Raw genomic sequence first — 26811 nt, 5'->3', positions numbered from 1 at the left:
GAACAGCACGGACCTCACGTGCGCCGGTGGTAGGGCAGGAACCGCCGGACGAGCCGCGGCGGGGTGCGTTCCACCAGGTCGGGACCGCGGACGGCGTCGAACGCCGACTCGAGCTGGTCGACCACGCCGGAGAGCTGCTCGCGGTCCGGCAGCGGCACCGACCGCGGCTCGCGCTGCTCGCGGATCGAGGACGCCAGCTCGTCCAGCGCGGCCGTGAGCAGCTCGACGTCGGCCGCGTCCGGCGGCGCGACCCCGCGCCCGATCGTCACGCCGACCTCGGTGACCGCGTCCGCGACGCGTTCCTGCGCCGCGATCACCGGCCACCACGCCACCGCCTGGCGGCCGTTCGCCGACGGCTCGACGACGACCTGCTGGAACGCCGTCCGCAGGTCCGCCAGCGCCCGGTAGGCACCCCGCCGGGCCCGCGACCGCGCCAGCCGCGCCTCCCCCGAAGACGCCTCGACCAGCGCGCACGAGACGTACTTCGCGACCGCGTCCAGCCCGTCGGCCAGCCGGCCGCCGACCTGGGGACGGCGGCTGCCCGGCCACAGCAGGTAGCCGAAGACCAGCACGATCACGCAGCCGAGCGCGGTGTCGATCAGCCGCGCCACGACGACGTTCCAGCTGCCGGTGTTGGCCAGGTCCATCTGCAGGATGATCAACGGCGTCACGAACGCGCTGAGGATGCCGTAGTTGCGCACCTTCCCGACCGCGACGCCGCCGGCGAAGATCGCGATCAGCGCGACGAGCACCCAGCCGCGGCCGCCGGCGGCGAGCACCAGCGCCCCGATCCCGACGCCCGCGAGCGTGCCGATCCCGCGCAGCACCGCGCGGCCGAACACCGAGCCGAAGTCCGGCTTGAGCACGATCCCGACGGTCAGCGTGATCCAGTAGGACCGCTCGAACGGCACCAGCAGGCCGACGACCTCGGCGATCGCGACGCAGAGGGTCAGCCGCAGCGCGGCGATCCAGGTCAGCGGGCCGGAGGCGAGCGAGCCCGCCCACGTCCGCAAGCGCCGGTACCAGGGCGTCGGCTCGCGGCGCTTGCGGTCGTCGCCCTTGCCGATCCGGACCAGGCCCGCGTACAGCGCGGCGAGCCGCGGATCGCTTTCGTCCACGGGCACCGGCGGCGGTTCCGGCAGCGGCTGGCTGGCCAGCACCGACGCCGAGAGCGCGACGAAGTGGTCGACGACGTCCTTCGGCGGGCGGCGGCCGGCGTGGACCAGCGCCACCGACGCCTCGACCGCGGGGGTCGTGGCCGAGAGCAGGTTGAGCAGCTGGCGGTAGGCGGCGTCGCGGCCCGACAGCCACGAGCGCGCGGTGAGCAGCTGGTCGTAGGCGGTGTTCATGGCCGTGGTCAGCCGGTGCCGGGCCACGCGCGAGACGGCTTCGTCGGTCGCGGAGAGCATCGCGGCCAGCTCGACGTAGACGTGCGCGACGGCGGTGCGTTCCGGGCTGGTCGCCCGGAAGGTCCAGCTGACCAGCGCGACCAGGAAGCTCCAGGCGGCGCCGATGCAGAAGAAGCCGAAGAGGACTTCGACGCGCACGCCGGTCGCGTGCTGGCCGGTGCCGAGCACGCAGAACACGAACAGCTGCAGCCCGGCGACGGAGGCGTTGCTGCCGGCCGCGCTGATCAGCGCGGACACCGCGGCGACCAGGATCACCGCGGGCACGGACAGCGCCGGGACACCGCCGGTGAGCAGCCCGACGAGGTAGCCGGCGGTCGCCGCGAGCGTCGCCCCGCCCAGACGTCGAGCCCGGTAGCGGTAGGGCCCGGCCGACTCGGACAGCACGGCGGGCAGCGCGCCGGTCGAGATCAGCGCGCCGACGGCGATGTCGCCCGCCGCGTACCCCACCGCGAGCGGGACGGCCAGCGCGATGACCGCCCGGGCCACCATGTTCCACGGCACCGGGACCGGCTTGCTGCGCAGGAGCTGGGTCAGCCAGTGCGGCGCGGCGAGGTCGGGACGCGGCGTGCTCACGCCCCCATCTTGACCTACGCTGCCCGAGACGATTAATTATCAACCTGTCAACAACGTGGGAGGTTCCGGTGGGCCGCAAGTACTCCTTCGAGGTCAACCGCACGAGCAGCGCGCCGCCGGAGGCGCTGTTCGCGCGTGAAGCCGAGGGCCCGCGCTGGGCGGAGTGGGGGAAGCCACTCATCGTGCAGGCCCGCTGGAAGCGGCCCGGCCCCGGCGTCGGCGCCGTCCGCGAGGTCGGGCTGTGGCCGGTGCTGATCCGCGAAGAGACCGTCGAATACGAGCCCGGCCGCAAGCACGTCTACACGTTCTTCGGCGCCAACCCGATCAAGGACTACCGGGCCGAGGTGCTCCTCACCCCCACCGCCGACGGTGGCACGCACCTGCGGTGGACGGGGTCGTTCACCGAGCCGGTCAAGGGCAGCGGCCCGGCGCTGGCCGCCGGACTGCGCGCGGTGATCCGGCTGTTCTCGGGCAAGCTCGTCAAGGCGGCCGAAACCGGGCGCTGACCTGGGTGCGCCGGGCCACACCAAGATCGCCCGGCGCAACTTTTCCGCTCCGTCCCACGTCACTCTTTCGGGTGGTCTTTTATGGCCACCTCGGAAGGGGGACGCGAGATGAAACGACTGACGGCGATCGTCGTCGTGGCGGCACTGGCGCTGACGGCCTGCTCGGCGGCGGAGCCGGACCGGCGGGAGTTCGGCACCAGCCAGCCCAACCCGGCACCGGGCGGGGGCCCGGGCGCGACGACACCGGGTCCGTACCCGTTCGGCACGGTCCAGCAGAAGGCACCCGCGGTCGAGAACGGCCAGGTCCCGGTCGTCCGGCGGATCACCACCGACAAGCCGTACGTCTTCCTCACCATGGACGACGGCGCGGTGAAGGACCCGGACGCGGTCAAGCTGATGCAGCAGAACGGTACCCACCCGGTGCTGTTCCTGAACCAGAAGTACGTGAAGGGCCACGAGGCCTACTTCAAGCAGATCCTCGACGCCACCGGCGCGACGCTCGGCGACCACACGGTCGACCACCCGAACCTCAAGGGCAAGCCGTACGAGTTCCAGCGCAAGGAGATCTGCGACGACGCCGACGACTTCCAGGCGTCGCTCGGCGTCCGGCCGTCGCTGTTCCGGCCGCCGTTCGGCAACTACGACCAGAACACGCTGCGCGCGGCGGCCGCGTGCGGGATGCGCGCCGCGGTGCTGTGGACGGCCGCGGTCAACGACGGGCACGTCCAGTTCCAGGCCGGCGACAAGCTCAAGCCCGGTGACGTCGTGCTGATGCACTTCCGCAAGACGTTCAAAGAGGACTACACGGCGTTCGTCGAGCAGGCGAAGAAGGACGGGCTCACCCCCGTCCCCTTGGCCGACTTCCTCGGTTAGAGCACCACGGTCGGCGTCACGACCGTCCGGCGGCACGTGACGTCCCCGAGGTGCACGAGGATCTGCGTCGTCCCGCGCGGCACGTTGTCGAGCACGAACCGGCCGCCTTCGTCGGCGGTCGTCGACGACGTGCCGTGCTCGGCGACGCGCACCTCGACCCCGTACTGCCCGGCCGGCACCAGCCACCCGTCGATCCGGTGCAGCTTGCCCATCTTCGTCAGGTTGATCATCACCGTCAGGTCGCTGACGGTGAACGTGATCGTGCCCGTGCCACCGCCGCGCACACCGGCGAGGTCGTCGAGCCGCTCCCAGCGGGCGACCTCGACGTCGAGGTCGCCGAGTGCGAGCGCGAACTGGACCCGCTGCACCAGATCACCCGGTGGCGGGTCGAACTCGTCGAGGAAGCTGCTGATCCCGGCCAGGATCAGCTCATCGGAAAAGGCCTCACCCGGCGCCCCGAGGTCATTCATCGGCTTCCCCCTTCACTGGCGAGGAGATCGCGCATCTGGTCGAGGCAGCGCCCCCTGGTCGGTCCGACACTGCCGCGTGGCATGCGCAGCGCCTCGGCGACGAGCTGGTACTCCGCCCGACCCGCGAGCACGGTCAGCCGGAGCAGTTCCTGACAGCGTTGGGGCAGCCGGACGAAGGCGCGCCAGACCCGGCGGTCGCGGTCGGCGCGGACGGCTTCGTCTTCGGGGGCCGGTTGGGTGCTCGGCATCGCGTCGGCGACTTCGTCGCTCAACGGCACGGGCTGGATGCGGCGGCCGAACGGGTGGGTGGCCTCGCGGCGGGTGGTGGTGATCAACCAGGCGGCGAGGGCCTTGGGATCACGGAGCTTGCCGAGCTGGCTGAAGAGGGCGAGCCACACGGTCTGGACGACGTCTTCGGCGACCGAGCGGTCGAGGCCGTTGGCGCGGGCGACGTGCCACACGAGCGGGGTGAGCTCGGCGACGAGGCGGTCCATCGCCCGGCGGTCACCGTCACGGGCGGCCTGCATGCACGCAGCGTGCAGCTCGGCGCCGGTGAGGCCCTCCCAAGGCGGGTCCACCTCTGTGGTTTGCACGTCGGTCACGGTATCTGCCCCTCTTCGGAAGAGTCTTCGAGTCGGCTTTGGCAGTATCGCGGGTTCTTCGGGGGGAAGGAGCGTGCAGGTGGATCTCGGATACATCAAGTCACTTACTTCGTGCGCTGGCGGTCAATGGTCGCTGCGGGAGGCACCGGCCGGCGCGGATGCGCCCGCACCGGCCGGTGCTCCCCTCCCTCTGGGACCCGCTCCCCAACGGGTCCCGCCAGGTGTCCCCTCCCCCGAAGGGCACCCGGCCGACGGTGTCCGGCAGCCCCCTCGGCTCCCGGCCACCGCGTTTCCGTCGAACTCGACACCCCCTGTCGCGTTCTTCGTCCTCGGCTGCTCCACAGGACGCAGTGGCGGGAGGGCCAGATACACGAACCGGCGAAGTTTTTTGAAGATCGACGGAATGCCGTCAGGCGCTCACCGAATGTGCGCGGCAAGCGTTTGCGCCCACCGCGCGTAGCCCGCCGGCCCGGGGTGGAAGCGGTCCGAGGCGAAGGCCGCGGGGTCGAGCAGCGCGGGGTCCATCGGGAGGTGGGTGACGCCGGGGACGCGGGCGAGGGCCGCCGCGGCGGCGTCGAGCGCCGTCGACCGCGCCGAGAGGACGTCACGCAGGGGCCGCGGCAGCGCCGGGAAGCGGGCCATCGGCGGCACCCCGGCCAGGACGACTTCGACCGGGCCGAGCCGCCGCCGGAGCTCGACGACGAGGGCCAGGAGGTCGCGCCGGTAGGCCGGGGCGGACCGGAGCTCGATGGTGTCGTTGACGCCGAGGGCGACCACGACCAGGTCGGCCGGGGCCACGAGCGGGACCAGCTCGGCGCGGACGGTCCGGGCGTTGGCGCCGGTCCGGCCGACCGCCTGCCAGCGCACGGCCCGGCCGTCGCGGGCGAGCTCGCGGGCGAGGCAGCCGGTGAGCGCTTCCCCGTGGTGCGCCGCGCCGACGCCGTCCACTGTGGACTCGCCCAGGACGGCCAGGCGGAACGGCTCGCCGTCGCCGGGGACGAGCCCTTCGGTGGGGCCCGCGGCGCCGGGGAGCCGCGGCGTAGTCCGCTTGACGTAGACGGCTTGAGCGAGGATCACCATGGCCGAATTAGACCAGCGGCGCGAAGCGCCTCCGTTGAGGGCGGCGGCGGGGAGGAAAGCGGAGGCTAGCCGTGGGCGATGGAAACCTTCGCCCTGATCAGCGTGGGGTCCGCCACGGCGTCGAGCAGGTACGCGGCGACGTCGGCGCGCCGGATGGTGAAGGTGCGGACGTTCCCGTCGAGCCTGCTCGCGACCTTCCCCGTGCGCGGGCCGTTCAGCAGCATCGGCGGGCGGACCACGGTCCAGTCCACGTCGGACGCCGTGACCACGGCCTCCATCGCGAGCATGTCCGCCCAGCCGTGCTTGAGGAAGGTGTTCAGCAGCGGCTTCACGAGCGTGCGGGTGAAGAAGCCGTCCCCCTCGGTGTGCATGCCGCTGGCGCTGACCACCAGCAGCCGCTTCGCCCCGGCCGCGAGCTCCGCGCGAGCCCCGTCCACGCAGACCGTCGTCGGCCCGCGGTCACGCGAACCCACCGCGGAGAGCACCGCGTCACGGCCTTCGACGGCGGCCGCCAGCTTCTCGTGCTCGTGCAGCCCGGCGACGACGACCTCGGCCGGCAGCGTCAGCTTGGCGGCGTCGCGCACGACGGCCGTGACGTGCCAGCCGCGTTCCAGCGCCTGCTTGACGACCTCGCCGCCGACGCCGCCGGTCGCGCCCAGAACGGTGATCCGCATGGTGTCTCCTCCTCGGTTAGTGAACACTCACCAGGTAGGGTGAGTGTTCACTAACCCCGCTGAGAACGCACTCAGGAGCCGCCATGGGAAGCCGCGAAGAGATCGTCGCCGCGGCCGCGAAGGTGATGCGCGAGCAGGGCTACGCCCGTGCGACGACCAAGGTCATCGCGCAGACCGCGGGCTACTCGGAGGCGATGCTCTACAAGCACTTCCGCGACAAGACCGACCTCTTCCTCAGCGTGCTGGGCGAGCAGCTGCCGGCACTGGGCGCGACGCTGGGCGAGCTGACCGCGAACCCGGGACGGGCACCGCTGCGGGACAACCTGACCCGGATCGCCCGGCTCGGGCTGGCGTTCTACGTCGAGGGCTTCCCGATCGCGGTGTCGGTGTTTTCCTCGCGCGAGCTGCTGCGGTCACACCGCGAACGCCTGGGCGCGCACGGCCCGCACGTGCTGCTCCGCGGCGTGGCGGACTACCTGCGGGCCGAGGTGGCGCTGGGCCGGGTCCAGGAGGGCACCGACGTCGAGGCAGCCGCGTCCCTGCTGCTCGGCGCGTGTTTCCAGCAGGCGTTCCTGGCGACGTTCGAGGAGCGCGAGCCGGCCGACCTCGCCGGGCGGCTCGCGGACACACTGCTCGCCGCGCTTTAGGAGCCGGGCCGGGCACCCGCATGCGCCCGAGGGTCGCGCGGTCTCGAGGAAGGCCGAAACCCTAGGCGTTCTTCTCCTCGCGCAGCTTGTGCCAGCGCTCGTACATGGCGTTGAGCTCGACCAGCATGAAGGACAGGAAGTCCCGCATCTCCGCGAGCCGCTTCCCCGCCGGGGAGTCCTCGCCGAGGGCGCCGATGCCGTTCTCGGCCGCGTCGCGCCACATGATGATCATGCGGTCGCGCTTGAGGAAGGTGGCGTACCAGAGGTCGTCGTAGAGGCGGTAGTGGTCGCGGCGCTCGCCGGGCTCGCGTTCTTTGGCGACCAGGCCGATCTGCTCGAGGTAGCGGACCGCGCCCGAGACCGCGGCCGGGCTGACCGAGAGCTGCGACGCCAGGTCGGCGGCGGTCAGGCGGGCGTCGTCGGTGGTCATCAGTGCGGCGAACACCCGGGCGGGCATGCGTTGCATGCCGATCTGCGAAAGCACCAGCCCGAGGCTCTCGACGTACCGGCGGACGGCGTCCTCATCTCGCTTGGTGTCAGGCGTCGTCATCGGCCCATCCTCCCGTACAGCCCCAGCAAGATCACTCCATCTAGACATTTTCTTAACTTCACAACTTTGTGAAACCAGTGTAGCTTCCGAAGCATGGAAAACGCCATCGCGATCTCCGGCCTCCACAAGTCGTTCGGCCGGACGAAGGCCCTCGACGGCCTCGATCTGCAGGTACCTACTGGGGAAGTACACGGTTTCCTCGGCCCGAACGGCGCCGGGAAGTCGACCACCGTCCGGGTGCTGCTCGGCCTGCTCCACGCGGACTCGGGGGACGTCCGGCTGCTCGGCGGCGACCCGTGGAAGGACGCCGCGAGCCTGCACCGTCGCCTGGCCTACGTGCCCGGCGACGTCAACCTCTGGCCCAACCTCTCCGGCGGCGAGGTGATCGACCTGCTCGGCCGCCTGCGCGGCGGGCTCGACGAGAAGCGGCGCGCCGACCTCGTCGAGCGGTTCGACCTCGACCCGAAGAAGAAGGGGCGGACGTACTCGAAGGGCAACCGGCAGAAGGTCGCCATCGTCGCCGCCCTCGCCTCGCGGGTCGACCTGCTGATCCTCGACGAACCGACGTCCGGGCTCGATCCGCTGATGGAGGCGACGTTCCAGTACGCCATCCAGGAGGAGCGCGAGCAGGGCCGGACCGTGCTGCTCTCCAGCCACATCCTCGCCGAGGTCGAGGCGCTGTGCGACAAGGTCAGCATCATCCGCAACGGCCGGACGGTCGAGTCCGGCACGCTCGCCGAACTGCGCCACCTGACCCGGACGTCGATCACCGCCGAGCTGGCCGGCCCGCCGAACGGGCTCACGAAGCTGGCGAACATCCACGACCTCAAGGTCGAGGGCAACCGCGTCCGGTTCGACGTCGAGACGCGCTCGCTCGACGAAGCCCTGCGCCGGCTCACCGAGGTCGGCGTGCGCAGCCTGGTCAGCCAGCCACCGACGCTCGAAGAGCTGTTCCTTCGGCACTACACCACCGAAGCGAGCGCGAAATGACCGCGACCCTTTCGCGCGCCGAAGCCGGCGTCGCCCCGGCCCACGAGCTCGCCGGCACCTGGCACCTCACCCGGCTCGCGCTGCGCCGCGACCGCGTGGTCCTGCCGATCTGGATCGTGCTGCTCAGCGTTGTCCCGGCCAGCACGGTCAACACGTTCACGCAGTTCTACCCGACGGTGGCCGACCGGCTCGCCCTCCAGGCCGGCGCCAACGCCAACCCGTCGTACGCGCTGCTCTACGGGCCGCCGTTCGACCTGACCACGGCCGGCGGGTTCATCGCCTGGCGCATGTGCGGGTTCCTGGCGCTGCTCACCGGGCTGATGGCGGTCTTCACCGTGACCCGGCACACCCGCGCCGAGGAGGACACCGGGCGCGCGGAGCTGCTCGCGTCCGCGGTCGTCGGCCGGTACGCGGCGCTGACGTCGGCGCTGCTGGTGGCCGGCGGGGCGAGCGTGCTGATCGGACTGGTCCAGGCGGTCAGCCTGATCGGCGCCGGGCTGCCCGCGGCCGGCTCGGTCGCCTTCGGCGCGTCGGAAGCGTTGGCGGGACTGGGGTTCACGGCCGTCGCCGCGGTCGCCGTCCAGCTCGCCGAGTACTCGCGCACGGCCAACGGGATCGGCACCGCCGTGGTCGGCGCCGCCTTCCTGCTGCGCGGCGCCGGGGACTCCACTGTGGACGCCCGCTGGCTGTCGTGGCTGTCGCCGATCGGCTGGGTGCAGCAGGTCCGGGCGTTCGCCGTCGAACGCTGGTGGGTGCTCCTGCTGCCGGCGGCCTTCGCGCTCGTCGTCGGCGGGATCGGGTACTGGCTGCTCCCCCGCCGTGACGTCGGCGTCGGCATCCTGCCGCCGCGACCCGGTCCCGCGCGGGCTGCAGCGGGCCTGCGCTCGCCGCTCGCGCTCGCCTGGCGGCTGCACCGCGGCCCGCTGCTCGGCTGGCTGATCGGGGTGGCCGTCGTCGGCGCGGTCTTCGGGTCGATCGCCAGCGGCATCGGCGACCTCGTCGGGTCGAGCCCGCAGGCGCAGCAGATCTTCGAGCGGCTCGGCGGCAGCCACGCGCTGACGCAGGCGTTCCTCGCCGCGATGGCCGGGATGTTCGCCATGGTCGCGTCGCTCTACGGCGTCCAGGCGGCGCTGCGGATGCGCGGCGAGGAGACCGCGATCCGGCTCGAACCGGTGCTGGCCACCAGCGTCGGCAAGCTGCGCTGGGCGGGCGGCCACCTGGTGTTCGCCTTCTTCGGCACGGCGGCGCTGCTGCTGGTCGGCGGCCTCTTCATGGGCCTGGCCAACGGCTTGCGCACCGGCGACGTCGGCGGCTCGATCGGCGACACCCTCGCCGGGATGCTCGTCCAGCTGCCCGCGGCCTGGGTGGTGGTCGCGGTCGCGGTGGCGATCTTCGGCCTGCTGCCGGCGTACTCGGCCGCGGCGTGGGCGGTGGGCGCGCTGGCGTTGCTGCTCAGCCTGTTCGGCCCGGTGGTGAACCTGCCGCAGGCGGCGCTGGACGTCTCGCCGTTCCAGCACCCGCCGAAGCTCCCGGGCCAGGAGTTCGCCGCGACGCCGATCGTCTGGCTGCTGGTGGTCGCGGCCGTCGCGCTGGCCGCCGGCCTGGTCGGCTGGCGGCGCCGGGACGTCGGTTAACGCGCCCGCAGTTCGCCGCCCGCGCCCACCAGGAGCTGGGCTTGCGGCCCCGCCTTCCCGCAGGCGGGGCCGTTCGGCTCGCTGAACGACGGCGTCACCTCGACGCCGTGCGGCTTGCCGTCGTCGAACCGGACGGTGACCCGCACCGGCCCGGCGGGCAGGCCCGGGACGTCGGCGAAGCCGCGGAGGCCGCCGGTCGGGACCGCCGACGCGCCGCACACGCCGCCCGAGCACGTCGTCGCCCCCGCCGCGGACTCGGGGAAGAGGCCGACCTGGCGCGTGACGCACCGGCCGCCCCAGCAGGCGTCGAGCGTCGCGCGGGTGATGCCCGCCGGCTGCGGGATCGACAGGCCGATGCCGACCGGGGTGCCGATCATCGTGCAGGGGACCGCCGAATCCGCCCCGCACCCGGCCGCGGCGAGCAGGACCACGGCGATCCACGGAATCCTTCGCATGACGGCCAGACGGGATCGGCGGCCGGTCGGTTGCACCGTCAGTCGCGCCGGCCGCTGGTCAGCGGCAGCACCGGCGACGTCGAGCTCGGCGTGACCGAGGTCGGCGTCGAAGTCACGGTGACCTCGACGCGGCTCGTCGTGGTCGTCGGCGGCGGTGTGTCGACCGAGGTGACGATGGACGGGGGCACCGACGCGGTCACCGTGACGGGCACGGCGGGCACGGTGCTGGTCGGCGGCGGTGTCGTGACTTCGACCGGCCGGGGAGTCGCGCGTCCGGCGATGAGCAGCGCGGCGACGAGCAGTCCGGAGGCGAATCCCGCCAGTCCGGTGACCGCGGCGGAGCTCCAGGTAGGTCGGCCACTCATCCGGGCACCCCCTCGCCACGCGCAGCGCAGGTACGAGGACTAACTCGCGTCGATCTTACTTCGTGTTACCGGATGTGCCAGGTTGGAATGGTGGGGGCACTGGGGAACCGCGACTTCCGACGGCTGTGGATCGCCGATCTCGCCAGCCAGTTCGGCAGCCGGATCGACGTGCTGGCGGTGCCGCTGCTGGCCGTCTCCGCCCTCGGCGCGTCGGTCTTCGAGGTCTCGCTGCTGCGCACCGCGGAGACGCTCCCCTACCTGGTGCTCGGCCTCCAGGTCGGCGCCTGGTGCGACCGGATCCGCCAGCGACCGCTGCTGATCGCCGCCGACGTGGGGCGCGCGGCGCTGATCGCGACGATCCCGGTCGCTGCCCTGTTCGGCGTGCTCGGCCTGCCCCAGCTGCTGCTCGTGGTCCTCGGGGCCGGGCTGCTCGGCGTGTTCTTCGACATCGCGCACCAGACGTACGTCCCCCGGCTGGTGCCGCGCGAGCAGCTGCCGGAGGCGAACGCGCGGCTCCAGACGAACCTGTCGATGGCGGCGGTCGCGGGCCCCGGCCTGGCCGGGCTGATCGTCCAGGCGCTCGGCGCCGCGGCCGCGCTCGCCGCCGACGCCGTGAGCTACCTGTGGTCGGCGCTGTGGTTGCGCCGCATCGAAACGCCGGACGTGCGCCCGGCCCCTCGGCCGCGGCGGCTGCTGCGCGAGATCGGCGAAGGACTGCGCGTGGTGCGCGGCAACCGCGTCCTGCTGGCGATCAGCGCGCACGGCGCGGTGTCGAGCCTCTTCCAGTCGGCGCACCTCGCGATCGTGATCGTTTTCCTGTCCCGCGACGTCGGGCTCTCCGCGTGGGCGATCGGGCTGCTCGGCACGGCGTCGCTGACCGGCGCGCTGACCGCCGGGCTCACCGCGCGGCGGCTCGGCGCGCGGATCGGCCAGGCGCGGGCCCTCTGGGGTGCCGGGGTGCTGTTCGGCCTGGCCTACCAGCTCTACCCGCTCACCGGGCCCGGCTGGGGACTCACCTGCTACGTCGCCGCCGGGTTCTTCGCGAGCTACGGCGTCATCGTGCTGAACGTGTTCGGGATGAGCTTCCAGCAGGCGGTCGCGCCGCCGGAGCTGCTGGGCCGGGTCAACTCGATCACCCACACGCTGGTCCTCGGGATGGTCCCGCTGGGCAGCCTGCTGGGCGGCGCCCTCGCGACCGCGTTCGGCACGCGGGCGACGATGCGGATCGCGGCCGCCGGCGTGCTCGCGGCGGTGGCGATCCTGGTGTGCTCGCCGCTGCGGAAACTGCGTGACCTGAACGACGCCCCGGCGGGCCGCCCCTAGGCCCGCAGCCCGTCGACGACGACGCGGACGAGGTGCGCGCTGCCCGGCGCGTACCGCTCGACGGCGAGGCAGCCGACGATGAGCGCGCGCAGGTCGTCCCCGTCGATGTCCCGCCGGACGGCGCCGGCCTGCTGCGCCCGTTCGAGCAGCCGAGCGAAGCCCGCGCGGAAGTCTTCGCCCGCACCGGCTTTGAAGGCGTGCCCGCCGGACTCGGCGAGCGCGTCGCAGATGGCCCGGTTGAGGGACGCCTGGCCGATGACGCGGACGAAGTAGTCGAAGAAGACCGCACCGGGCTCGTCCGCGTCGGCGAGCGCGCGGGCTTCTTCGGCGAACTGCTGGATGCGCTCGAGCACGACGGCCTGGAAGAGCGCTTCCTTGCTGGGGAAGTGCCGGTAGACGGTGCCGGCCCCGACCCCGGCCAGCCGCGCGATGTCGTCGAGCGGCACGGCCAGCCCATCGACGGCGAACGCCTCCTCGGCGGCGGCCAGGACCTTGGCCCGGTTGCGCCGCGCGTCCGCGCGCATCTTCTCCATCAAGCTCTCCTCGTTGACAACCGGAGCGGTGGCTCCGTATCGTCGTAAGCGGGTGCACCGTTCCGATTCAACGCCCAGTCTTCCAGGAGAATTCCGATGACTCGTACCGTGCCGGGCGCGCGCGAGGTCTTCGACCGCTTCCTCGCCGCCTCGGTCGAGAACCGGTGGGACGACCTCGCCGATCTCTACGCCGAAGACGTCATCCTCGAAATGCCCTTCACCCTCCCCGGCGTGCCCCGCGTGACCCAGGGCCGCGAGGAACTCCGGCGCCGCTTCCACGCGGCCGCCGGTGCCCGGCGGGTCACCAAGGCGGACAACGTGGTCGTCCACGAAACGGCGAACCCGGCCGTGCTCGTCGCCGAATTCGATCTGCACCAGGAGATGCGCGGCGAAGTCTTCGCCGTCTCCTACGTCATGGTCGTCACCGTCGAGGACGGGCTGATCAAGCACACCCGCGACTACACCGACACCGCCGCGGCGGCGGAACGGATCAAGGCGTGGTCGCCTGCTGGGACGTCGGCGGGATGAACAGGCGCTCGAACGTGCTGACCGACCAGTCCCACACCCCCGGCACCAGCAGCACGCCGAGCACCACGAACACCGGGAAGATCAGCCGCTTCTCGACCTTCTTGCCGGTCTTGAACCGGAGCGCCTTCGGGGGACCCAGCTCGTACCAGGTCTCGCCGGCGATCGGGATCGGGAAGAGGAACGGGCACCCGGACTCGGTGAGCGCGTCGCCCAGGCAATGGGTCAGGCACCCGGCCGCGACCGCGATGCCGAGCCAGCCCGAGATCGACGCCAGTTCGCCCGCGCGATCCGGTGGGGCGGTGAAGAACCACCACGCCACCGCGGATCCGCTCACCGGGAGCAGCCAGTCGCCCAGTGCGCCTTCGGCCAGCATCAGCCCGAAGATCACCACACCGACGACCGCCCAGGGGCCGCCGGTGGTGGTGCCCCACGAAGTCAGCGCGCCGAGGCCGGCGGCGAAGAGGACCGTGTGCGAAAGGTGGCGGTGCTGGCCGGTGACCTTCTCGTCGCGCGGGCCCTTCGTCAGCGCGTAGAACGCCGCCGAAACACGCCTCAGCAGCCACGAAAGGGCGCCGGTCAACCAGCCGAGGAGGCGCGAAGCGCTCGCTCCGGGGTGGTCGAGGTCGGGCAGCAGGGCGAAACCCGCCGTGGTGGCCGCGAAGACCACCGCCTGGTGCACCGACCCCGCCCCGACCGCGGGCGCCAGGGCCAAGCCCGCGCACCAGCCGGTCAGGGCATGCGTCCGCCCCATCATCGTGCCGCCCCCAAGGTCCACGCACAGAAATCAGTCCGCGGAACCGTAGCGGGCGGTCAGGCTTGGGGGTCCTCCGACACGCTCAGGTGTTCGGCCACGCCGGTGAGCTCGATCACGCGGCTCACCGCGGGGCTCGGGACGACCTCGAGCTCGACATCCTGCTCGCCGGCCTGGCGTTGTGCGCGGAGCACCACGTTCAGCGCGGAGGAATCGAAGAAGGTCACCCCGGTCAGATCGGCCACGACCCGCTGCGCGCGCTTGTCCGCGATCAGCCCCGCCAGGGCCTCCTGCAGCTGCGGGCTGGTGAGCAGATCGAGCTCGCCGGTGACCACCACCCGGGGCTCCGTCGCGTCGGTGTCCAGCGTGATGCCGAACCCGGGCGGGGTGGCGTTCTGGTCGGCTGCGGGCATGCAGTTTCTCCTCGTCAGGCGCTGCTCCTGCGCCGGGTACGCGCCTGCTGTCTCAAGCGGCAACCGTGTCACCGTGCCTTCCACAGCCCGGGGCATAACCCCGCGCCGGGCACGGTCAAGGCAACTCCGGGGCCAACCCTAACCCAGGGAGCGACCGAGCCCGCCACGGCCGCCGCCCTTTCGCGTGAGCTGTTCACGTGCGTTCGAATCCTGCCTGGTCAGTGGGCGCCGACGGCCTTCCGGGCCGCTCGCCGCTGGCGGAGGAACAGCTGCCGCCGTTCGATCTCGCCGAGGCCGCCCCAGATGCCGTACGGCTCCTGCACGGTCATCGCGTGCTGGCGGCACTGCGCCAGGACCGGGCAGGTCTGGCAGATGGCCTTGGCGCGCGACTCGCGCCGCTCGCGCGCGGAACCGCGCTCGTTGTCGGTGTGGAAGAACAGACTGCTGTCGGCACCGCGGCACGAGCCGTTCAGCTGCCATTCCCACTCTTCAGCAACCACGTTGGGCAGCCGGCTCACGTCAGCCACGTCGTCCCCGCCTTTCCCAGGATCAGCATGTCGACGGCTACATGCCCGCCGGTGGAGCGGATCAAACGCGGGTTTGGTTTGCTCACCCCACGGGCATCTCGCTGACCGGGCGTGAGAGGACACCGCCGACCCCCCGCAGCGCGAGCCGGAGAAAGGAACAAACGTGGAGGACAACGCCCCGCTCGTGCCGGAAGGCGCGCAGGTCATCGAGGTGCGGACGGCCGCGATCCCGCACGTCGTGCCCACGCTGCGAACCATCGTGGCCGACATCGCGATGCGCCAGGACTTCGACCTCGACGCCGTCGAGGACCTCCGGATGGCGGTGGACGAAGCCTGCTCGCTGCTGCTCCCCGCCAGCTCGGACGGCAAGCTCACGTGCGTCTTCTCGTGGAACGGGCCGCGCATCGAGGTTTCCGTCTCGGTCTTTTCGGACAGCCCGGACCACGAGGACGACACCGGGCTTTCCTGGCAGCTTCTGACCGCGCTCGCGACGACGGCCGAGCGCACCATCACGCCGAAGGACGGCCGCTACCTGTCCCGGGTCGACCTGGTCCGGGAAAGCCAGGTGGCGGACTCGTGAGCGGTCCCGCCCAGGGCAGCGGGGACGGACCGGACGTCGGCGCGCTGTTCGCGCAGCTCGCCGCGCTGCCGCCCGACTCGCCGGAACGCGACCGCGTCCGCGACACCCTCGTGCGCGCGCACCTGGAACTGGCGCGCAACCTGGCCCGGAAGTTCCGCAACCGCGACGAGGCGATGGAGGACCTGGTCCAGATCGCCACGGTCGGGCTCATCCACGCCGTCGACCGGTTCGACCCCGACCAGGGGACGGACTTCCTGGCGTTCGCGGTGCCGACCATCTCCGGCGAGCTGCGGCACCACTTCCGGGACAACAGCTGGTCGGTGCGGGTGCCGCGGCGGCTCAAGGAGCTGAACGCGAACATCTCGGCCGCCCGCGAAGAGCTCACCGTGCAGCTCTCCCGCGCGCCCAAGCCGAGTGAGATCGCCGGCCGCCTGGGCGTGCCCATCGAAGACGTCTACGAAGGCCTTCGGGCCGGTCAGGGCCGCTACGGCGCTTCGCTGGACCACCTGCTGGAGAACGCGGCGCACACCCGGTTCGGGGCGCCGGACGCCGAGCTGGGCCAGGCCGAGCTGCGGGAGGCGCTGCGCCCGATGCTGGAGAGCCTGCCGGAGCGGGAGCGCAAGATCGTCGCGCTGCGGTTCGGCTCCGGGATGAGCCAGTCGGACATCGCCCGCCGTGTCGGGGTGTCCCAGATGCAGGTGTCGCGGTTGCTGGCTGCGACGCTCAAGAAACTGCGTTCGGGCCTGGACGAATCCGAGCTGGCCGAAGGCACCTGATTAGCCGCTCACCCGCTTGGGTACTTCGCGGGCGGTACCGAACTCACTGGGAGGGGGACCGGATGACGACGTCGAAGATGCCGCAGCACACCTTTGCTGCCGCGGCCCCCCTGAGGGTCTTCCTCCCGGCCGATGTCACCGCTCCGGCGCTGGCCCGGCACGAAATCCGGACGGCGCTGCTCGCGCGGGGCGTGTGCGAGCGCCGGCTGGACGACGTCCTGCTGGCCGCGTCGGAGCTGGTCACGAACGCCTTCGAGCACGGCGAGCGGCCGCAGCGGATGGAGCTGGAGTACTCCGGCGGGCACCTGACGCTGCGCGTCTACGACACCGGCCCGCTGCTGCCCGAGCTGCGGGCGCCGTCCCCGGCCGAGGCGCGCAGCCGCGGGCTGGTGCTGGTCCAGGCGCTGTCGGTGGACTGGGGCTTCGAGCGCTGCCCCGGCGGCAAGTACGTCTGGGCGGTCTTCCGGGTCGCGGACGCCTGATCAGCGCAGCTCGCGCGCGGCTTCGGTCTCCCCGATCCGCTCCCGGAACGGCTTCCGGTCGAGGGCTTCGACGATCGCGTCCAGCAGCGCGCGCAGGGAGTACGGCAGTTCGGCCTCCAGCGCTTCCGACGCCTCCGTCGTCGCCGCCCACTCCGCTTCGATCAGCGGGAGCAGGTCGCGCGCCTTCGCGGTGAGCGACACGATCCGCTGCCGGGCGTCGGCGCCCGGTTCGAGCGCGACGAGGCCGTCCCGGTTCATCTGCGCGACGGTCTGGCTGGCCGCCGAGTGCGTCACGCGCATCTCCGCGGCGAGGTCGCGGATGGCCAGCGGGCCGCGCGCCAGCAGCGCCCGCACCACCGGGGAGTAGCGCGGCCGGTAGCCGTCGAGGCCGATGTCGGCGAGGAACCGCGCGACGTCGCCGTCGAGCACCTCGAGGACGTGCCGCAGCCGGGTCCCCAGCCCGTCCGGACCCGATGTCATGGCCATGACCGGCGATCATAGGCGGCGGCCGTGTGCTTGGATCGCGGCATGGAGAACCGGAAGATCGCCCGGCTGGGCCGTGAGGTGTCCGTCGTGGGGCTCGGCTGCTGGCAGCTCGGCGCCGACTGGGGCGAGGTCGACGAGAACGACGCGCTGGCCGTGCTGCACGCCGCCGCGGACGCCGGGGTCACGTTCTTCGACACCGCCGACGTCTACGGCGACGGCCGCAGCGAGCGGCTGGTCGGCCGGTTCCTCGCCGAGCGCGGCGACGTCTTCGTGGCGACCAAGATGGGCCGGCGGGTCGAGCAGGAGCCGGAGAACTACGTCGCCGCGAACTTCCGCGAGTGGAACGACCGGTCGCGCCGCAACCTCGGCGTCGACACGCTCGACCTGGTGCAGCTGCACTGCCCGCCGACGCCGGTGTACTCCTCCGGCGCGGTGTACGACGCCCTCGACGAGATGGTCGCCGAAGGCCGGATCAAGGCGTACGGCGTGAGCGTCGAGACGTGCGAAGAGGCGCTGACGGCGTTGGCGCGCCCGAACGTGGCGTCGGTGCAGATCATCCTGAACTGCCTGCGGCTCAAGCCGCTGGAGCGCGTGCTGCCGGCGGCGGCCGAGGCGGGCGCGGGGATCATCGCGCGGGTGCCGCTGGCGTCGGGCCTGCTGTCGGGGCGGTACACGGCGTCGACGACATTCGCCGAGAACGACCACCGCAACTTCAACCGCCACGGCGAGGCGTTCGACGTCGGCGAGACGTTCTCCGGCGTGCCGTACGAGGCCGGGCTGGCGGCCGTCGAGCGGCTGCGCGGGCTCGTGCCCGAGGGTCAGGCGCTGGCGCAGTTCGCGCTGCGCTGGATCATCGACCAGCCGGGCGTGAGCACGGTGATCCCGGGCGCGCGCAACGCGGCGCAGGCCACGGCGAACACCGCGGCGGCGGCCCTGCCCGCGTTGTCCGCCGAGGCGCTGGCGGGCGTCCGCGAAACGTACGACGAGCTGATCCGGCCGCTGGTGCACGATCGCTGGTGAGCCCGGCATGATGGGCCGATGATGACGCCCGAAGAGCTCCTGACGACCACCAGGACCGTGCGCAAGCGGCTGGACCTGGATCGCCCCGTGCCGCTCGACCTGGTGAAGCACTGCGTGCAGGTGGCGCTGCAGGCGCCGAGCGGCTCGAACACGCAGCGGTGGCAGTGGCTGGTGGTCACCGACGAGGACCAGCGGGCGGCGCTCGGCCGGATCTACCGCAAGGCGTGCCTGGAGTACCTCGACTCCGACCGGGCGGCGGGCAAGCTGTTCGCGGACGACCCCGCGCGTGCCGCGGTGCAGCAGCGCGTCGGCGACAGCGTGGCGTACCTGGCCGACCGGATGGGCGACGTCCCGGTGCTGGTGATCCCGTGCCTGGAGACACCGTCGGCCGAGCTGCCGCCCGGCAACCAGGCGGGCCTGTGGGCGTCGCTGCTGCCTGCGGTGTGGAGCTTCATGCTCGCGGCCCGTTCGGTGACGCTGGGCACGGCGTGGACGACGCTGCACCTGAAGTACGAGCAGGAGGCGGCGAAGGTGCTGGAGCTGCCGGACAACGTCCACCAGGCGGCGTTGATCCCGACCGCGTTCTACACGGGCGAGACGTTCAAGCCGGCGGCGCGGCAGCCGTTGGAAGAGGTGCTGCACCTCGACCGCTGGTGAGCTTGACCTCCACCCCGGGGACGGCCGCACGGTGAGTGGTGACCCGGGCGGCTGCCCGGGGCGAGCCGCCCCGGATCCGGACGCTCCTCGAGCTGCCTGCCGACGCGGCGGCGGAGCACCTCACCGCCGGCCGTTCCTGCGCTACCACGGCGAACCCGACTTCAACGACGACGGGTTCGTCGAGTTCTGCTGCCCCGTCGACGGCGATCCGGCTGCGGTGAGCACTCGTGAAGGCCTCCTTGCCGGGGCGGAGGGGGGACGTCGGCAAGGAGGCCTTCACGGCCTTTCGGCGGGCGGGAGGCTCAGCCGGTGTAGGCCTTGAAGATGTTCGTGAACTCGTACAGCGACTGGGAAATCCCCGAGCAGGTCGCCACCGCGCCGCCGCCGGGGCAGCCGCCGTTGTCGCGGCCCGCCGACCAGAAGCCGATGCTCGCCACGTGGTTGGCCTGCGCGTAGGACAGCAGCCGGCGGGCCGCCGCCTGGTCGGTGATCGAGCCCGTGTCGTTGCGGCCGATCATCGGGGTCAGGCCGAGCAGGCCCTTGAGCTCCGCGTCGGACTTGGCCGGCCAGATCGTCTTCAGCTGCCCCAAGGTCGCGTTGGCCGCCGAGATCAGCGCGTCGCCCCACGAGCCGCTGTAGCCGAAGTCCATCAGCATCGGGTTGACCACGACGTTCAGCCCGCGCGACGCCGCGTCCTGCAGGATCTGCACCGAGAACGGGTCCATCCCGTAGTCCTGGCCCTGGATCCGCATGGTGTAGCTGATGTGCGTGCCACGCTGCTGCTGCAGCCGCAGCAACGCCTGGTTCACCGTCGCCGTCGGGATGGACGCCTCCACGTCGACGTCGAGGCTGTTGCTGCCCACCGCGTCCAGCGTCTTCACGTACGCGTTGTAGAGCGCGTCCACCGAACCGCAGACGTTCTCCAGGTACGGCCCGAGCGCGCCGCCCGAAGCCACCGTGACGCCGCCGCCCAGGCCGCGCAACGCGTTGACGTCGTTGATGATCCGCGCATCCAGCAGCGGGACCGTGCCGCCCCACTGCGGGTCGCAGCCGAGGCTGCTGCCGAGCGCGAAGGCGAGCGTGAAGTTCTTCTGGCCGGTCGCGTTCGCCACCGAGACCAGCGACGGCGTCGCCATCGTGATGTCGATGTACGGCGAGACGCGCGCGCTGCCCCCGGTCGGCGGGGGCGTGGTGGTGGTCGGCGGGGGCGTCGTCGGCGGAGTGGTGGGAATCGTCGTCCCGGCGCACGGCTGACCGTTCAGCTTGCAGTTGGCGGGCAGACCGCCCCCGCTGACCAGGAAGCCGAAGCTCGTCGACGCCCCCGCCGCGACGCTGCCGTTGTACTCGCGGTTGGCGAACGAGTGGTGCGCACCGGAAGGGGTGTCGAGCGCGTCCCAATAGGAGCCGAGCGTCGAACCCGCCGGCAAGTCGAACTCCAGCTTCCAGCTCGTCACCGCCGACGTGCCCGCGCTGATCGTGTACTTGGCCTGGTAGCCGGAGCCCCAGTTCGAGTCGGTCGAGAACACCGCCGACGGTGCGGTGGCGGCCGTCGCCGGCGAGACGACGAGCACCGTCGCCGCCGAGAGGATCGTCGCGGCGAGCGCGAGCTTGGCTTTCATCGTCCCTCCTCAGTGGACGGTCAGGGTGAGCCGTTGGATGCCCCACGCGTCGGCCTGGGAGCCGGGCAGCCAGACGTCGACGATGTCGTCCTTGATCCAGCTGCCGATGTCGGCCGCGTAGCACTCGCCGTAGCCGGGGACCGAGAACCGGGTGCCCCACGGGATGATCCGGGCGTCGACCGCGCAGAAGCCCGGGCCCGCGCTGTAGCCCAGCGCCGTCTGGGCGACGTCGTTGTAGGACGTGACGCGGTAGTTGAGCGTGGTGCCGGCCGGGATCCGGTAGGTCGCGAGCCGGTTCGCCGTGTCGAGGCGGTAGGCGGTGGAGATCTGGCCGAGCGAGCCGGGCGAGTTGTCCTCCGCCGTCATCGCGTAGAGCTGGTAGTTCGCGTCCTGGCACGGGCTCGTGTCGGTGACGGTGAGCGTCGGCTGGCCCCAGTCGCTGATCCACTGCAGGGCCTGGCCGTTGCGGAACGCGCGGTACGCCTTCGCGCCGGGGACGCGGGCGAAGGTGAAGGTGACCTTGCCGTCGGCGCCGAGCCCGCCGCTGACGGAACCGGGCGCGGGCAGGCGGTTCGCGACGTCGACGGCGCCGACGAGCGTGCCGGGCCCGTGCCCGCCGGTGACCGGGCGGTCGGGGATGGTGCCCGGGTAGAAGTGCCGGCAGGCGGGCAGAACCGCGGCCGACGCGGGTGCGGCGGGAGCGACGAGCAGACCGCCGGCGGCGACCGCCGCCAGCGCGAGGACCCTGGCTGAGCGCATGACGGGAAACCTCCATGGTGGGGACCGGGGTGGAGGTGACGCAAGCGGGTTCACCGCTGGAAAACGACGTTAAGTGGCCTGGACCACACAGTCAATAGGTCTAGACCTTTAAGTTTCCCGGTACCCGATCGGCGCAGCGGCTACAGGTAGGACACCAGGCGGTCGGCCAGCTGGGCCGGGTGGCTGAGGGTCACGCAGTGCGGGCCGTCGATCTCGTCCGGTGTCACGCCCAGGCGTTCCCGGGCGACCCGGCGCTGGAAGTCCGGCACGAAGAACCGGTCGTCGCGGCAGAGCAGCACCCGCGTCGGGACGTCCGGGTGGGCCGGCAGCGGCCACGGCTCGTCCCACTCCTTGCTCGCCTGCTCGCGCCCGTGCGCCTGGCACTCCTTCGCCAGCTCGGCCGGGACGCCGTTGAAGAACTGCTCCTCCTCGGAGAGCCCGGTCGGCGAGGCGAAACCGGTGTTGCCCCACCACTGCCCCGGCGGCTCGGCCGGCGCCGGGATCATCCCGGCCAGGTAGACGAGCAGCCGCGCGCGCACCTTCGAAGCGACCAGCGGCGCCGTGAACCCGCCGTAGGAGTGGCCGACCACCGCGACGTCCGCGCGGTCGCCCAGCGCGTCCAGCACCGCGCCGGTGAACTCCGCCAGCCCGGCCGCGGGATCGGTGATCGGCAGGTCCGGCGCGACGAAGTCGTGGCCGCGGGCGACCAGCTCCGGCCCGAGCAGGTGGAAGTCCCAGCCGCTGCCGCCGCCCCCGTGGACCAGCGCGAAAGTCGTCATGCCGGCCAGCTCAGCAGCGGCGCAGCATGTCCGTCAAGGCGGTCTTCTCCCCCTGCGTGATCGTCAGGCCGTAGTGGTGCTTCACCACGATCCAGTCGGTCGCGTAGGTGCACCAGAAGGACACGAGCGGCGGCTTCCACTGGTCGGGCGCCTTGTCGCTCTTCTGCTGGTTGACGTTGTCGGTGACGGCGAACAGCTGCGGCCGGGTCAGGTCGTTGGCGAACTGCTCGCGCTTCTCGGCCGTCCACGCCTTCGCGCCGCTGGCCCACGCCTGGCCGAGCGGGACCATGTGGTCGATGTCGACGTCGGTCGGCTTCGTCCACGTCTCGCCGTCGTAGATGCTGGTCCACGTCCCGGCGGTGGCCCGGCAGTCCTTGTCCGTCTGCACGTCCTTGCCGTCGCGCTTGAGGACGACCTCGCGGGTGTCGCAGCCGGCGCCCTGGCTGTCCCAGTGCTTGAACTTCTCGCGCGAGTAGCCGTCCATGGACGTCCGCGCGGCGATGCTGAGCTCGTCGAGCTGCTTCTGCGCGTCCGCGGCGCTGACCGGCACGGGGCCGGCCGAAGGCGGCGGGGTCGCGCCCGCGCCCCTGCTCGTGGCCCAGTAGCCGAAGAGCGCGACCGCGAGGATCGCGACTACCAGCAGGATCCGTTGCGTCACGCTGAGCCGAAAGCTGCGGGCCGCCAAGATTTTCTCCTCTCACCTGCGGGTGCGCGCGGCGTAGTCTCACCCGTGCCGACGTGGGACAACCGCGTCGACACGACGACCTGGCGCGAATGTGATCTCGCCCACCCATGGCGGGGTATGTCACACCGGGCCCCTGAACTGCGACTACCGGAGCAGGACCCATCCGGAGGGAGCAGCCGATGCCCGGTCGGCTCAAGAAGTTCGACGAGTTCTTCCAGCGCAAAGCCGCTGAAGGCGGCAACGTCGTCGCCATGGCCAGGATGGGCTCGGCCCTGCGCGAACGCGGGGAGCTCGCCGAGGCCGAGACCTGGTTCCGCAAGGCGGCCATGGGCGGCGACCGCGTCTCCATGACGTCGCTGGCCCACCTGCTGGCCGAGCGCGGCGCCCAGGAAGAGGCCGAACGCTGGTACCACGAAGCGGCGCTGGCCGGCGATCCCCACGGGATGCTGAACCTCGCCCGCTCCTACGAGCGGGCGGGCAAGCGCGCCGAGGCCCAGCACTGGTACGGCGAGGCCGCCCGCACCGGCGACCTGCCCTCGATCACCGCGCTCGGCCACCTGCTCCGTGAGCAGGGCCGGGGCGAGGAGGCCGAGTCGTGGCTGCGGCAGGCCGCCGACGCCGGCGCCACCAGCGCGATGATCGACCTGGGCATCGTGCTGCGCGACCGCGGCCAGGCCGCGGAGGCCGCCCGCTGGTGGCGCTCGGCCGTGCTGGCCGGCGACCTCGCGGCCACCTGCCAGCTCGGCAGGCAGGCCGAACGGCTCGGCCGGCCCGGCGACGCCGAAGCGTGGTACCGCCAGGGCGCGACCGGCGGCAACGGCGAAGCGATCGTCCGGCTCGGCCTGCTCCTGCACCGCCGCGGCGACCTCGAGGAGGCGGAGAGCTGGTACCTCGACGCCGCCGAGCGCGGCGACCCGGCGGCGATGACGAACCTCGGCGTGCTGGCCCGCAACCGCGGCGACGAGGGCGAAGCCGCGGCCTGGTACCGCAAGGCGGCCGAGCACGGCAGCGTCCCGGCGCTCACCAACCTCGGCCACCTCGCCGAGCACCGCGAAGACTTCGCCGACGCCGAGCAGTGGTTCCGCCGCGCGGCCCAGACCGGCGACGTCCAGGGCATGCTGAGCCTGGCCCGGATGCTGCGCTCGCGCGGCGCCGCCAACGAGGCCGAGCAGTGGCTCGCCCGCGCGGAGAACGTCCAGGACGACCGGGAGCACCGCGTCTGACTATTGTGTGAGCCAATTCACAGTTCTAGCCTGGAGCGATGAGGCCACGAGTCCTGGTCGCGAGCATCGGCAACATCTTCCTGAGTGATGACGGCTTCGGCGTCGAAGTGCTGAAGGAGCTCGACCGGGCGGGCCTGCCACCGTGGGTGCAGATCGCGGACTACGACATCGCGACCGTCCACCTGGCCTACGACCTGACCGGCGGCTACGACACGACGATCCTCCTGGACGCCACCCCGCACGGCCGGCCACCGGGCACGCTGTCCCTCACCGAGGACATCGACGCCCACGCCCTCCGTGGCGACGCGATCGTCCAGCTGCTCCGCCTCCTGGGCGGCGACGCGGGCCGCGTCCTGGTGCTGGGCTGCGAACCGGCGTGCGTCGACGGCGGCCTCGGCCTGTCCCCGGCGGTCGAAGCCGCGGTCCCGGCCGCGGTGCGCGCGGTGACCGAGCTGGCGTGGGGCGCGAGCCCGGAGCTGCCGGTGCGGACCGAGGTCTGATCACTTCCCGGCCCATTCCGCCAGGTCCGGCAGGTCCGGCGGCTGCCGGAGCGCGTCGAGGACGACGTTCACCCCCGCGCGCAACGGTGTTCCGCGCCGGACCACCGCCGCGATCGTGCGGGTGACCGGGGTCGAGAGCTCGCGGGTCGCCACCCGGTAGCGGCGGTCCACCGCCAGGCCCGGCAGGAGCGCGATCGACAGCCCGGCCTCGACGTGCTGCAGCGTCATCAGGTAGTTGCTGAAGCGGCACACCACCCGCGGCTCGAAACCCGATTCGCGGCACAGGCGCAGGGTCAGGTTCGCCATGTACGACTGCGGCACGTCCAGCGCCCACGCCGCGTCCGCGTAGGCCGACAGCACCGCCGGGCCGCGGGGTGCTTCCGGCGGCGTGACCAGCACGATCGGGTCCGTCGCCAGCGGCACGATGTCGAGGTCCGGGCCCAGCGGCTGCTCGACGAAGTCGGTCGTGGTGATGATGACGTCGGCGTCGCCGCCGCGCAGGGCCGGGATGCTCTCGTGCGGCTCCAGCTCCAGCAGCTGGACCTCGAGGTGCGGGTGCGCCAGCCGGGTCACCGCCGGCACGGCGAGGGTGTGGATCGCGCTCTGGAACGCGCCGAGCCGGACCAGGCCCGCGGGTTCGCCGCCGAGGCTGCGCAGCTCCGCTTCGACCGTGTCCATGTGGTCGAGGATCGCCCGCGCGCGGCGGGCCAGCACCAGCCCGGCGGGCGTGAGCCGGACCCGGCGGCCGGTGCGTTCCAGCAGCTGGGTGCGGGTTTCCGCTTCGAGCACGGCGAGCTGCTGCGACACGCTCGACGCGCTCAGGTTGGCGTCCTGCGCCACCGCGCGGACCGTGCCCAGGGTGTCGAGCCTGCTCAGCAGCTTCAGGCGCCACGGGTTCAGCATGCCGCCATTGTTGTGCGGGAAAACCGAACACCCAAGCCGGAATCGTGAGATGGACGTGACGCTCGGCGCGGACCTACCGTCGAAGCCATGGCCGCACCCTTCTGGGACGACGCCGACCGGCACCTCGTGCGGTACGGCGGCACGTTCACCCGCGAAATCATCGACCACGCCGAGGGCAGCTTCGTCTTCACCGAAGACGGCCGCCGCCTCCTCGACTTCACGTCCGGCCAGATGAGCGCGATCCTCGGGCACTCGCACCCGGAGATCGTCGAGACCGTCCGGCGGCAGGTCGCGAAGCTGGACCACCTGTTCAGCGGCATGCTGAGCCGCCCGGTCGTCGACCTCGCGCGGCGCCTCGCCGAGACGTTGCCGGCGCCGCTGGAGAAGGCGTTGCTGCTGACCACCGGCGCCGAGTCGAACGAGGCCGCCGTCCGGATGGCGAAGCTCGTCACCGGCAAGCACGAGATCGTCTCGTTCGCGCGTTCGTGGCACGGCATGACCCAGGCCGCGGCGAGCGCGACGTACAGCGCCGGCCGTCGCGGGTACGGCCCCGCCGCCCCCGGCAACTTCGCCATCCCCGCGCCCGACTCCTACCGCCCGGACTTCACCGACGCCGACGGCAACCTGGACTGGCGGCGGCAGCTGGACTTCGGCTTCGAGCTGATCGACGCGCAGTCGGTCGGCAGCCTGGCCGCGTTCCTGGCCGAGCCGATCCTGAGCTCCGGCGGCATCATCGAGCCGCCGCCCGGCTACTTCGCCGCGCTGGCCGGGAAGTGCCGTGAACGCGGCATGCTGCTGATCCTCGACGAAGCCCAGACGGGCCTCTGCCGCACCGGCGACTGGTACGCGTTCGAGCGCGACGGCGTCGTCCCCGACATCCTGACGCTGTCCAAGACCCTCGGCGCGGGCCTGCCGCTGGCCGCGGTGCTGACGAGCGCGGAGATCGAGCGGGAGGCGCACGACCGCGGCTTCCTCTTCTTCACCACGCACGTCTCGGACCCGCTCCCGGCGGCGGTCGGCAACACGGTCTTGGACGTGCTGGCCCGCGACCGCCTCGACGCACGGGCGCTCGAGCTGGGCGGGGTGCTGCGCCGGGGACTCGAGGAGCTCGCGTCCCGCCACGAGGTGATCGGCGACATCCGCGGCCGCGGCCTGCTGGCCGGGCTGGAACTGGTGGTGGACCGGGAAACCAAGCGGAGTTCGGACGAGCTGGGCGCCCGCGTCACGAGCCGGTGCCTCGAACTCGGGCTGCACATGAACATCGTGCAGCTGCCGGGGATGGGCGGGGTGTTCCGGATCGCCCCGCCGCTGACGGCGTCCGAAGAGGAGATTTCCCTGGGGGTGTCGATCCTCGACCAGGCGATCGGGGACGCCGTCAAGACCCTCTGAACGGCGAAGGCCTCCTTGCCGGCCCGGGGAGCCGGCAAGGAGGCCTCGTT

At 72.2% G+C, this 26811-nt stretch carries 33 protein-coding genes; 15 read left to right on the top strand and 18 right to left on the bottom strand.

Going from position 1 to position 26811, the window contains the following annotated elements; genetic code table 11:
• Positions 1-14 precede the first annotated feature (14 nt).
• Positions 15-1982, bottom strand: a complete 1968-nt coding sequence (locus tag ACLJQM_RS00865) for an FUSC family protein (RefSeq protein ID WP_410629672.1) — start codon at positions 1980-1982, stop codon at positions 15-17.
• A gap of 68 nt (positions 1983-2050) precedes the next feature.
• Here ACLJQM_RS00865 and ACLJQM_RS00860 point away from each other — a divergent pair, with 68 nt between their 5' ends.
• Both ACLJQM_RS00860 and ACLJQM_RS00855 read left to right on the top strand, forming a co-directional pair.
• Positions 2051-2488: an SRPBCC family protein gene (locus ACLJQM_RS00860; RefSeq protein ID WP_247015667.1), complete on the top strand. Its 438-nt coding sequence runs from the start codon at positions 2051-2053 to the stop codon at positions 2486-2488.
• Between the two features lie 108 nt (positions 2489-2596).
• Positions 2597-3361: a polysaccharide deacetylase family protein gene (locus ACLJQM_RS00855; protein ID WP_410629670.1), complete on the top strand. Its 765-nt coding sequence runs from the start codon at positions 2597-2599 to the stop codon at positions 3359-3361.
• Here ACLJQM_RS00855 and ACLJQM_RS00850 read toward each other — a convergent pair.
• The 4 genes from ACLJQM_RS00850 to ACLJQM_RS00835 all read right to left on the bottom strand — a co-directional run bounded on the left by ACLJQM_RS00850 (position 3358) and on the right by ACLJQM_RS00835 (position 6187).
• Positions 3358-3831, bottom strand: coding sequence for a carboxypeptidase regulatory-like domain-containing protein (locus ACLJQM_RS00850; protein WP_247015669.1), 474 nt, complete (start codon positions 3829-3831; stop codon positions 3358-3360). The two genes, ACLJQM_RS00855 and ACLJQM_RS00850, sit on opposite strands and share 4 nt — an antisense overlap.
• A complete protein-coding gene (locus tag ACLJQM_RS00845; RefSeq protein ID WP_247015671.1) occupies positions 3828-4433 on the bottom strand; it encodes an RNA polymerase sigma factor in 606 nt (201 codons plus the stop codon). Before ACLJQM_RS00845 ends, ACLJQM_RS00850 begins: the two co-directional genes overlap by 4 nt.
• A 417-nt stretch (positions 4434-4850) precedes the next feature.
• A complete protein-coding gene (locus ACLJQM_RS00840) occupies positions 4851-5513 on the bottom strand; it encodes an SGNH/GDSL hydrolase family protein (protein WP_410629668.1) in 663 nt (220 codons plus the stop codon).
• A gap of 65 nt (positions 5514-5578) precedes the next feature.
• Positions 5579-6187: an NAD(P)-dependent oxidoreductase gene (locus ACLJQM_RS00835; RefSeq protein ID WP_410629666.1), complete on the bottom strand. Its 609-nt coding sequence runs from the start codon at positions 6185-6187 to the stop codon at positions 5579-5581.
• A gap of 83 nt (positions 6188-6270) precedes the next feature.
• Here ACLJQM_RS00835 and ACLJQM_RS00830 point away from each other — a divergent pair, with 83 nt between their 5' ends.
• Positions 6271-6834, top strand: coding sequence for a TetR/AcrR family transcriptional regulator (locus ACLJQM_RS00830; RefSeq protein ID WP_360767593.1), 564 nt, complete (start codon positions 6271-6273; stop codon positions 6832-6834).
• A 61-nt stretch (positions 6835-6895) separates the two neighbouring features.
• Here the strand turns inward: ACLJQM_RS00830 and ACLJQM_RS00825 are convergent, their stop codons facing one another.
• Positions 6896-7384, bottom strand: a complete 489-nt coding sequence (locus ACLJQM_RS00825; protein WP_247015678.1) for a GbsR/MarR family transcriptional regulator — start codon at positions 7382-7384, stop codon at positions 6896-6898.
• A 93-nt stretch (positions 7385-7477) separates the two neighbouring features.
• Here ACLJQM_RS00825 and ACLJQM_RS00820 point away from each other — a divergent pair, with 93 nt between their 5' ends.
• Together ACLJQM_RS00820 and ACLJQM_RS00815 are read left to right on the top strand one after the other, a co-directional pair.
• On the top strand, positions 7478-8374 hold the full coding sequence (locus ACLJQM_RS00820) for an ATP-binding cassette domain-containing protein (protein ID WP_247015680.1): 897 nt from the start codon (positions 7478-7480) through the stop codon (positions 8372-8374).
• Positions 8371-10008, top strand: coding sequence for an ABC transporter permease (locus ACLJQM_RS00815; protein ID WP_410629663.1), 1638 nt, complete (start codon positions 8371-8373; stop codon positions 10006-10008). Before ACLJQM_RS00820 ends, ACLJQM_RS00815 begins: the two co-directional genes overlap by 4 nt.
• Here the strand turns inward: ACLJQM_RS00815 and ACLJQM_RS00810 are convergent.
• Positions 10005-10463: a hypothetical protein gene (locus ACLJQM_RS00810; RefSeq protein ID WP_360767585.1), complete on the bottom strand. Its 459-nt coding sequence runs from the start codon at positions 10461-10463 to the stop codon at positions 10005-10007. The two genes, ACLJQM_RS00815 and ACLJQM_RS00810, sit on opposite strands and share 4 nt — an antisense overlap.
• Before the next feature lie 38 nt (positions 10464-10501).
• A complete protein-coding gene (locus ACLJQM_RS00805; RefSeq protein WP_247015686.1) occupies positions 10502-10828 on the bottom strand; it encodes a hypothetical protein in 327 nt (108 codons plus the stop codon).
• 87 nt (positions 10829-10915) lie between these two features.
• On the opposite strand from ACLJQM_RS00805, the gene ACLJQM_RS00800 reads away from it, so the two are divergent.
• Positions 10916-12151 carry an MFS transporter gene (locus tag ACLJQM_RS00800; protein WP_410629661.1) on the top strand — a complete coding sequence of 412 codons (1236 nt, stop codon included), beginning with the start codon at positions 10916-10918 and terminating at the stop codon, positions 12149-12151.
• On the opposite strand, the gene ACLJQM_RS00795 is transcribed toward ACLJQM_RS00800, so the two are convergent.
• The gene (locus ACLJQM_RS00795) at positions 12148-12684 is read right to left on the bottom strand and encodes a TetR/AcrR family transcriptional regulator (protein WP_360767579.1); all 537 of its coding nucleotides are present in this window, start codon (positions 12682-12684) and stop codon (positions 12148-12150) included. The genes ACLJQM_RS00800 and ACLJQM_RS00795 overlap by 4 nt on opposite strands.
• A 96-nt stretch (positions 12685-12780) precedes the next feature.
• On the opposite strand from ACLJQM_RS00795, the gene ACLJQM_RS00790 reads away from it, so the two are divergent.
• Positions 12781-13212 carry a nuclear transport factor 2 family protein gene (locus tag ACLJQM_RS00790; RefSeq protein ID WP_410629658.1) on the top strand — a complete coding sequence of 144 codons (432 nt, stop codon included), beginning with the start codon at positions 12781-12783 and terminating at the stop codon, positions 13210-13212.
• Here the strand turns inward: ACLJQM_RS00790 and ACLJQM_RS00785 are convergent.
• From ACLJQM_RS00785 to ACLJQM_RS00775, 3 genes are all read right to left on the bottom strand, one after another.
• On the bottom strand, positions 13175-13963 hold the full coding sequence (locus tag ACLJQM_RS00785; protein WP_247025396.1) for a metal-dependent hydrolase: 789 nt from the start codon (positions 13961-13963) through the stop codon (positions 13175-13177). The two genes, ACLJQM_RS00790 and ACLJQM_RS00785, sit on opposite strands and share 38 nt — an antisense overlap.
• A gap of 59 nt (positions 13964-14022) precedes the next feature.
• On the bottom strand, positions 14023-14376 hold the full coding sequence (locus ACLJQM_RS00780) for an STAS domain-containing protein (RefSeq protein ID WP_086862300.1): 354 nt from the start codon (positions 14374-14376) through the stop codon (positions 14023-14025).
• 218 nt (positions 14377-14594) lie between these two features.
• Positions 14595-14903 carry a WhiB family transcriptional regulator gene (locus ACLJQM_RS00775; protein ID WP_247015694.1) on the bottom strand — a complete coding sequence of 103 codons (309 nt, stop codon included), beginning with the start codon at positions 14901-14903 and terminating at the stop codon, positions 14595-14597.
• Between the two features lie 163 nt (positions 14904-15066).
• Between ACLJQM_RS00775 and ACLJQM_RS00770 the strand changes: the two genes are divergently transcribed.
• The 3 genes from ACLJQM_RS00770 to ACLJQM_RS00760 all read left to right on the top strand — a co-directional run bounded on the left by ACLJQM_RS00770 (position 15067) and on the right by ACLJQM_RS00760 (position 16741).
• Positions 15067-15483 carry an anti-sigma factor gene (locus ACLJQM_RS00770; RefSeq protein WP_247015696.1) on the top strand — a complete coding sequence of 139 codons (417 nt, stop codon included), beginning with the start codon at positions 15067-15069 and terminating at the stop codon, positions 15481-15483.
• Complete coding sequence (locus ACLJQM_RS00765; protein ID WP_247015698.1) at positions 15480-16259, top strand: SigB/SigF/SigG family RNA polymerase sigma factor; 780 nt, start codon at positions 15480-15482, stop codon at positions 16257-16259. Before ACLJQM_RS00770 ends, ACLJQM_RS00765 begins: the two co-directional genes overlap by 4 nt.
• A gap of 62 nt (positions 16260-16321) precedes the next feature.
• Positions 16322-16741 carry an ATP-binding protein gene (locus tag ACLJQM_RS00760; protein ID WP_360767572.1) on the top strand — a complete coding sequence of 140 codons (420 nt, stop codon included), beginning with the start codon at positions 16322-16324 and terminating at the stop codon, positions 16739-16741.
• On the opposite strand, the gene ACLJQM_RS00755 is transcribed toward ACLJQM_RS00760, so the two are convergent.
• On the bottom strand, positions 16742-17221 hold the full coding sequence (locus tag ACLJQM_RS00755; RefSeq protein WP_410630269.1) for a MarR family winged helix-turn-helix transcriptional regulator: 480 nt from the start codon (positions 17219-17221) through the stop codon (positions 16742-16744). It lies immediately after the preceding gene.
• Between the two features lie 48 nt (positions 17222-17269).
• Between ACLJQM_RS00755 and ACLJQM_RS00750 the strand changes: the two genes are divergently transcribed.
• Complete coding sequence (locus ACLJQM_RS00750) at positions 17270-18247, top strand: aldo/keto reductase (RefSeq protein ID WP_410629654.1); 978 nt, start codon at positions 17270-17272, stop codon at positions 18245-18247.
• Positions 18248-18265: 18 nt separating this feature from the next.
• Entirely contained in the window at positions 18266-18904 is a 639-nt protein-coding gene (locus ACLJQM_RS00745; protein ID WP_360767562.1) for a nitroreductase family protein, read from the top strand.
• A 302-nt stretch (positions 18905-19206) separates the two neighbouring features.
• Here ACLJQM_RS00745 and ACLJQM_RS00740 read toward each other — a convergent pair whose 3' ends face one another.
• The 4 genes from ACLJQM_RS00740 to ACLJQM_RS00725 form a co-directional block, all read right to left on the bottom strand.
• Positions 19207-20523 (bottom strand): cellulose binding domain-containing protein, encoded by a 1317-nt coding sequence (locus tag ACLJQM_RS00740; RefSeq protein ID WP_410629652.1) that lies wholly within the window; start codon positions 20521-20523, stop codon positions 19207-19209.
• A gap of 9 nt (positions 20524-20532) precedes the next feature.
• Positions 20533-21282, bottom strand: a complete 750-nt coding sequence (locus tag ACLJQM_RS00735; RefSeq protein ID WP_360767557.1) for a 3D domain-containing protein — start codon at positions 21280-21282, stop codon at positions 20533-20535.
• Between the two features lie 140 nt (positions 21283-21422).
• A complete protein-coding gene (locus ACLJQM_RS00730) occupies positions 21423-22061 on the bottom strand; it encodes an alpha/beta fold hydrolase (protein ID WP_247015711.1) in 639 nt (212 codons plus the stop codon).
• Between the two features lie 10 nt (positions 22062-22071).
• Entirely contained in the window at positions 22072-22746 is a 675-nt protein-coding gene (locus ACLJQM_RS00725; protein ID WP_410629650.1) for an HNH endonuclease family protein, read from the bottom strand.
• Positions 22747-22925: 179 nt separating this feature from the next.
• On the opposite strand from ACLJQM_RS00725, the gene ACLJQM_RS00720 reads away from it, so the two are divergent.
• A complete protein-coding gene (locus tag ACLJQM_RS00720) occupies positions 22926-23969 on the top strand; it encodes a tetratricopeptide repeat protein (protein ID WP_360767548.1) in 1044 nt (347 codons plus the stop codon).
• A 38-nt stretch (positions 23970-24007) separates the two neighbouring features.
• A complete protein-coding gene (locus tag ACLJQM_RS00715) occupies positions 24008-24469 on the top strand; it encodes a hydrogenase maturation protease (protein ID WP_360767545.1) in 462 nt (153 codons plus the stop codon).
• On the opposite strand, the gene ACLJQM_RS00710 is transcribed toward ACLJQM_RS00715, so the two are convergent.
• Complete coding sequence (locus ACLJQM_RS00710) at positions 24470-25372, bottom strand: LysR family transcriptional regulator (protein ID WP_247015719.1); 903 nt, start codon at positions 25370-25372, stop codon at positions 24470-24472. It lies immediately after the preceding gene.
• An 87-nt stretch (positions 25373-25459) separates the two neighbouring features.
• On the opposite strand from ACLJQM_RS00710, the gene ACLJQM_RS00705 reads away from it, so the two are divergent.
• Positions 25460-26761 (top strand): aspartate aminotransferase family protein, encoded by a 1302-nt coding sequence (locus ACLJQM_RS00705; protein ID WP_247015721.1) that lies wholly within the window; start codon positions 25460-25462, stop codon positions 26759-26761.
• The last annotated feature ends 50 nt before the right edge of the window (positions 26762-26811 follow it).

Source organism: Amycolatopsis sp. cmx-4-83 (genome assembly GCF_046548815.1).
GTDB classification, from domain to species: domain Bacteria; phylum Actinomycetota; class Actinomycetes; order Mycobacteriales; family Pseudonocardiaceae; genus Amycolatopsis; species Amycolatopsis pretoriensis_A.
This window is presented reverse-complemented; position numbering and strand designations above follow the sequence as displayed.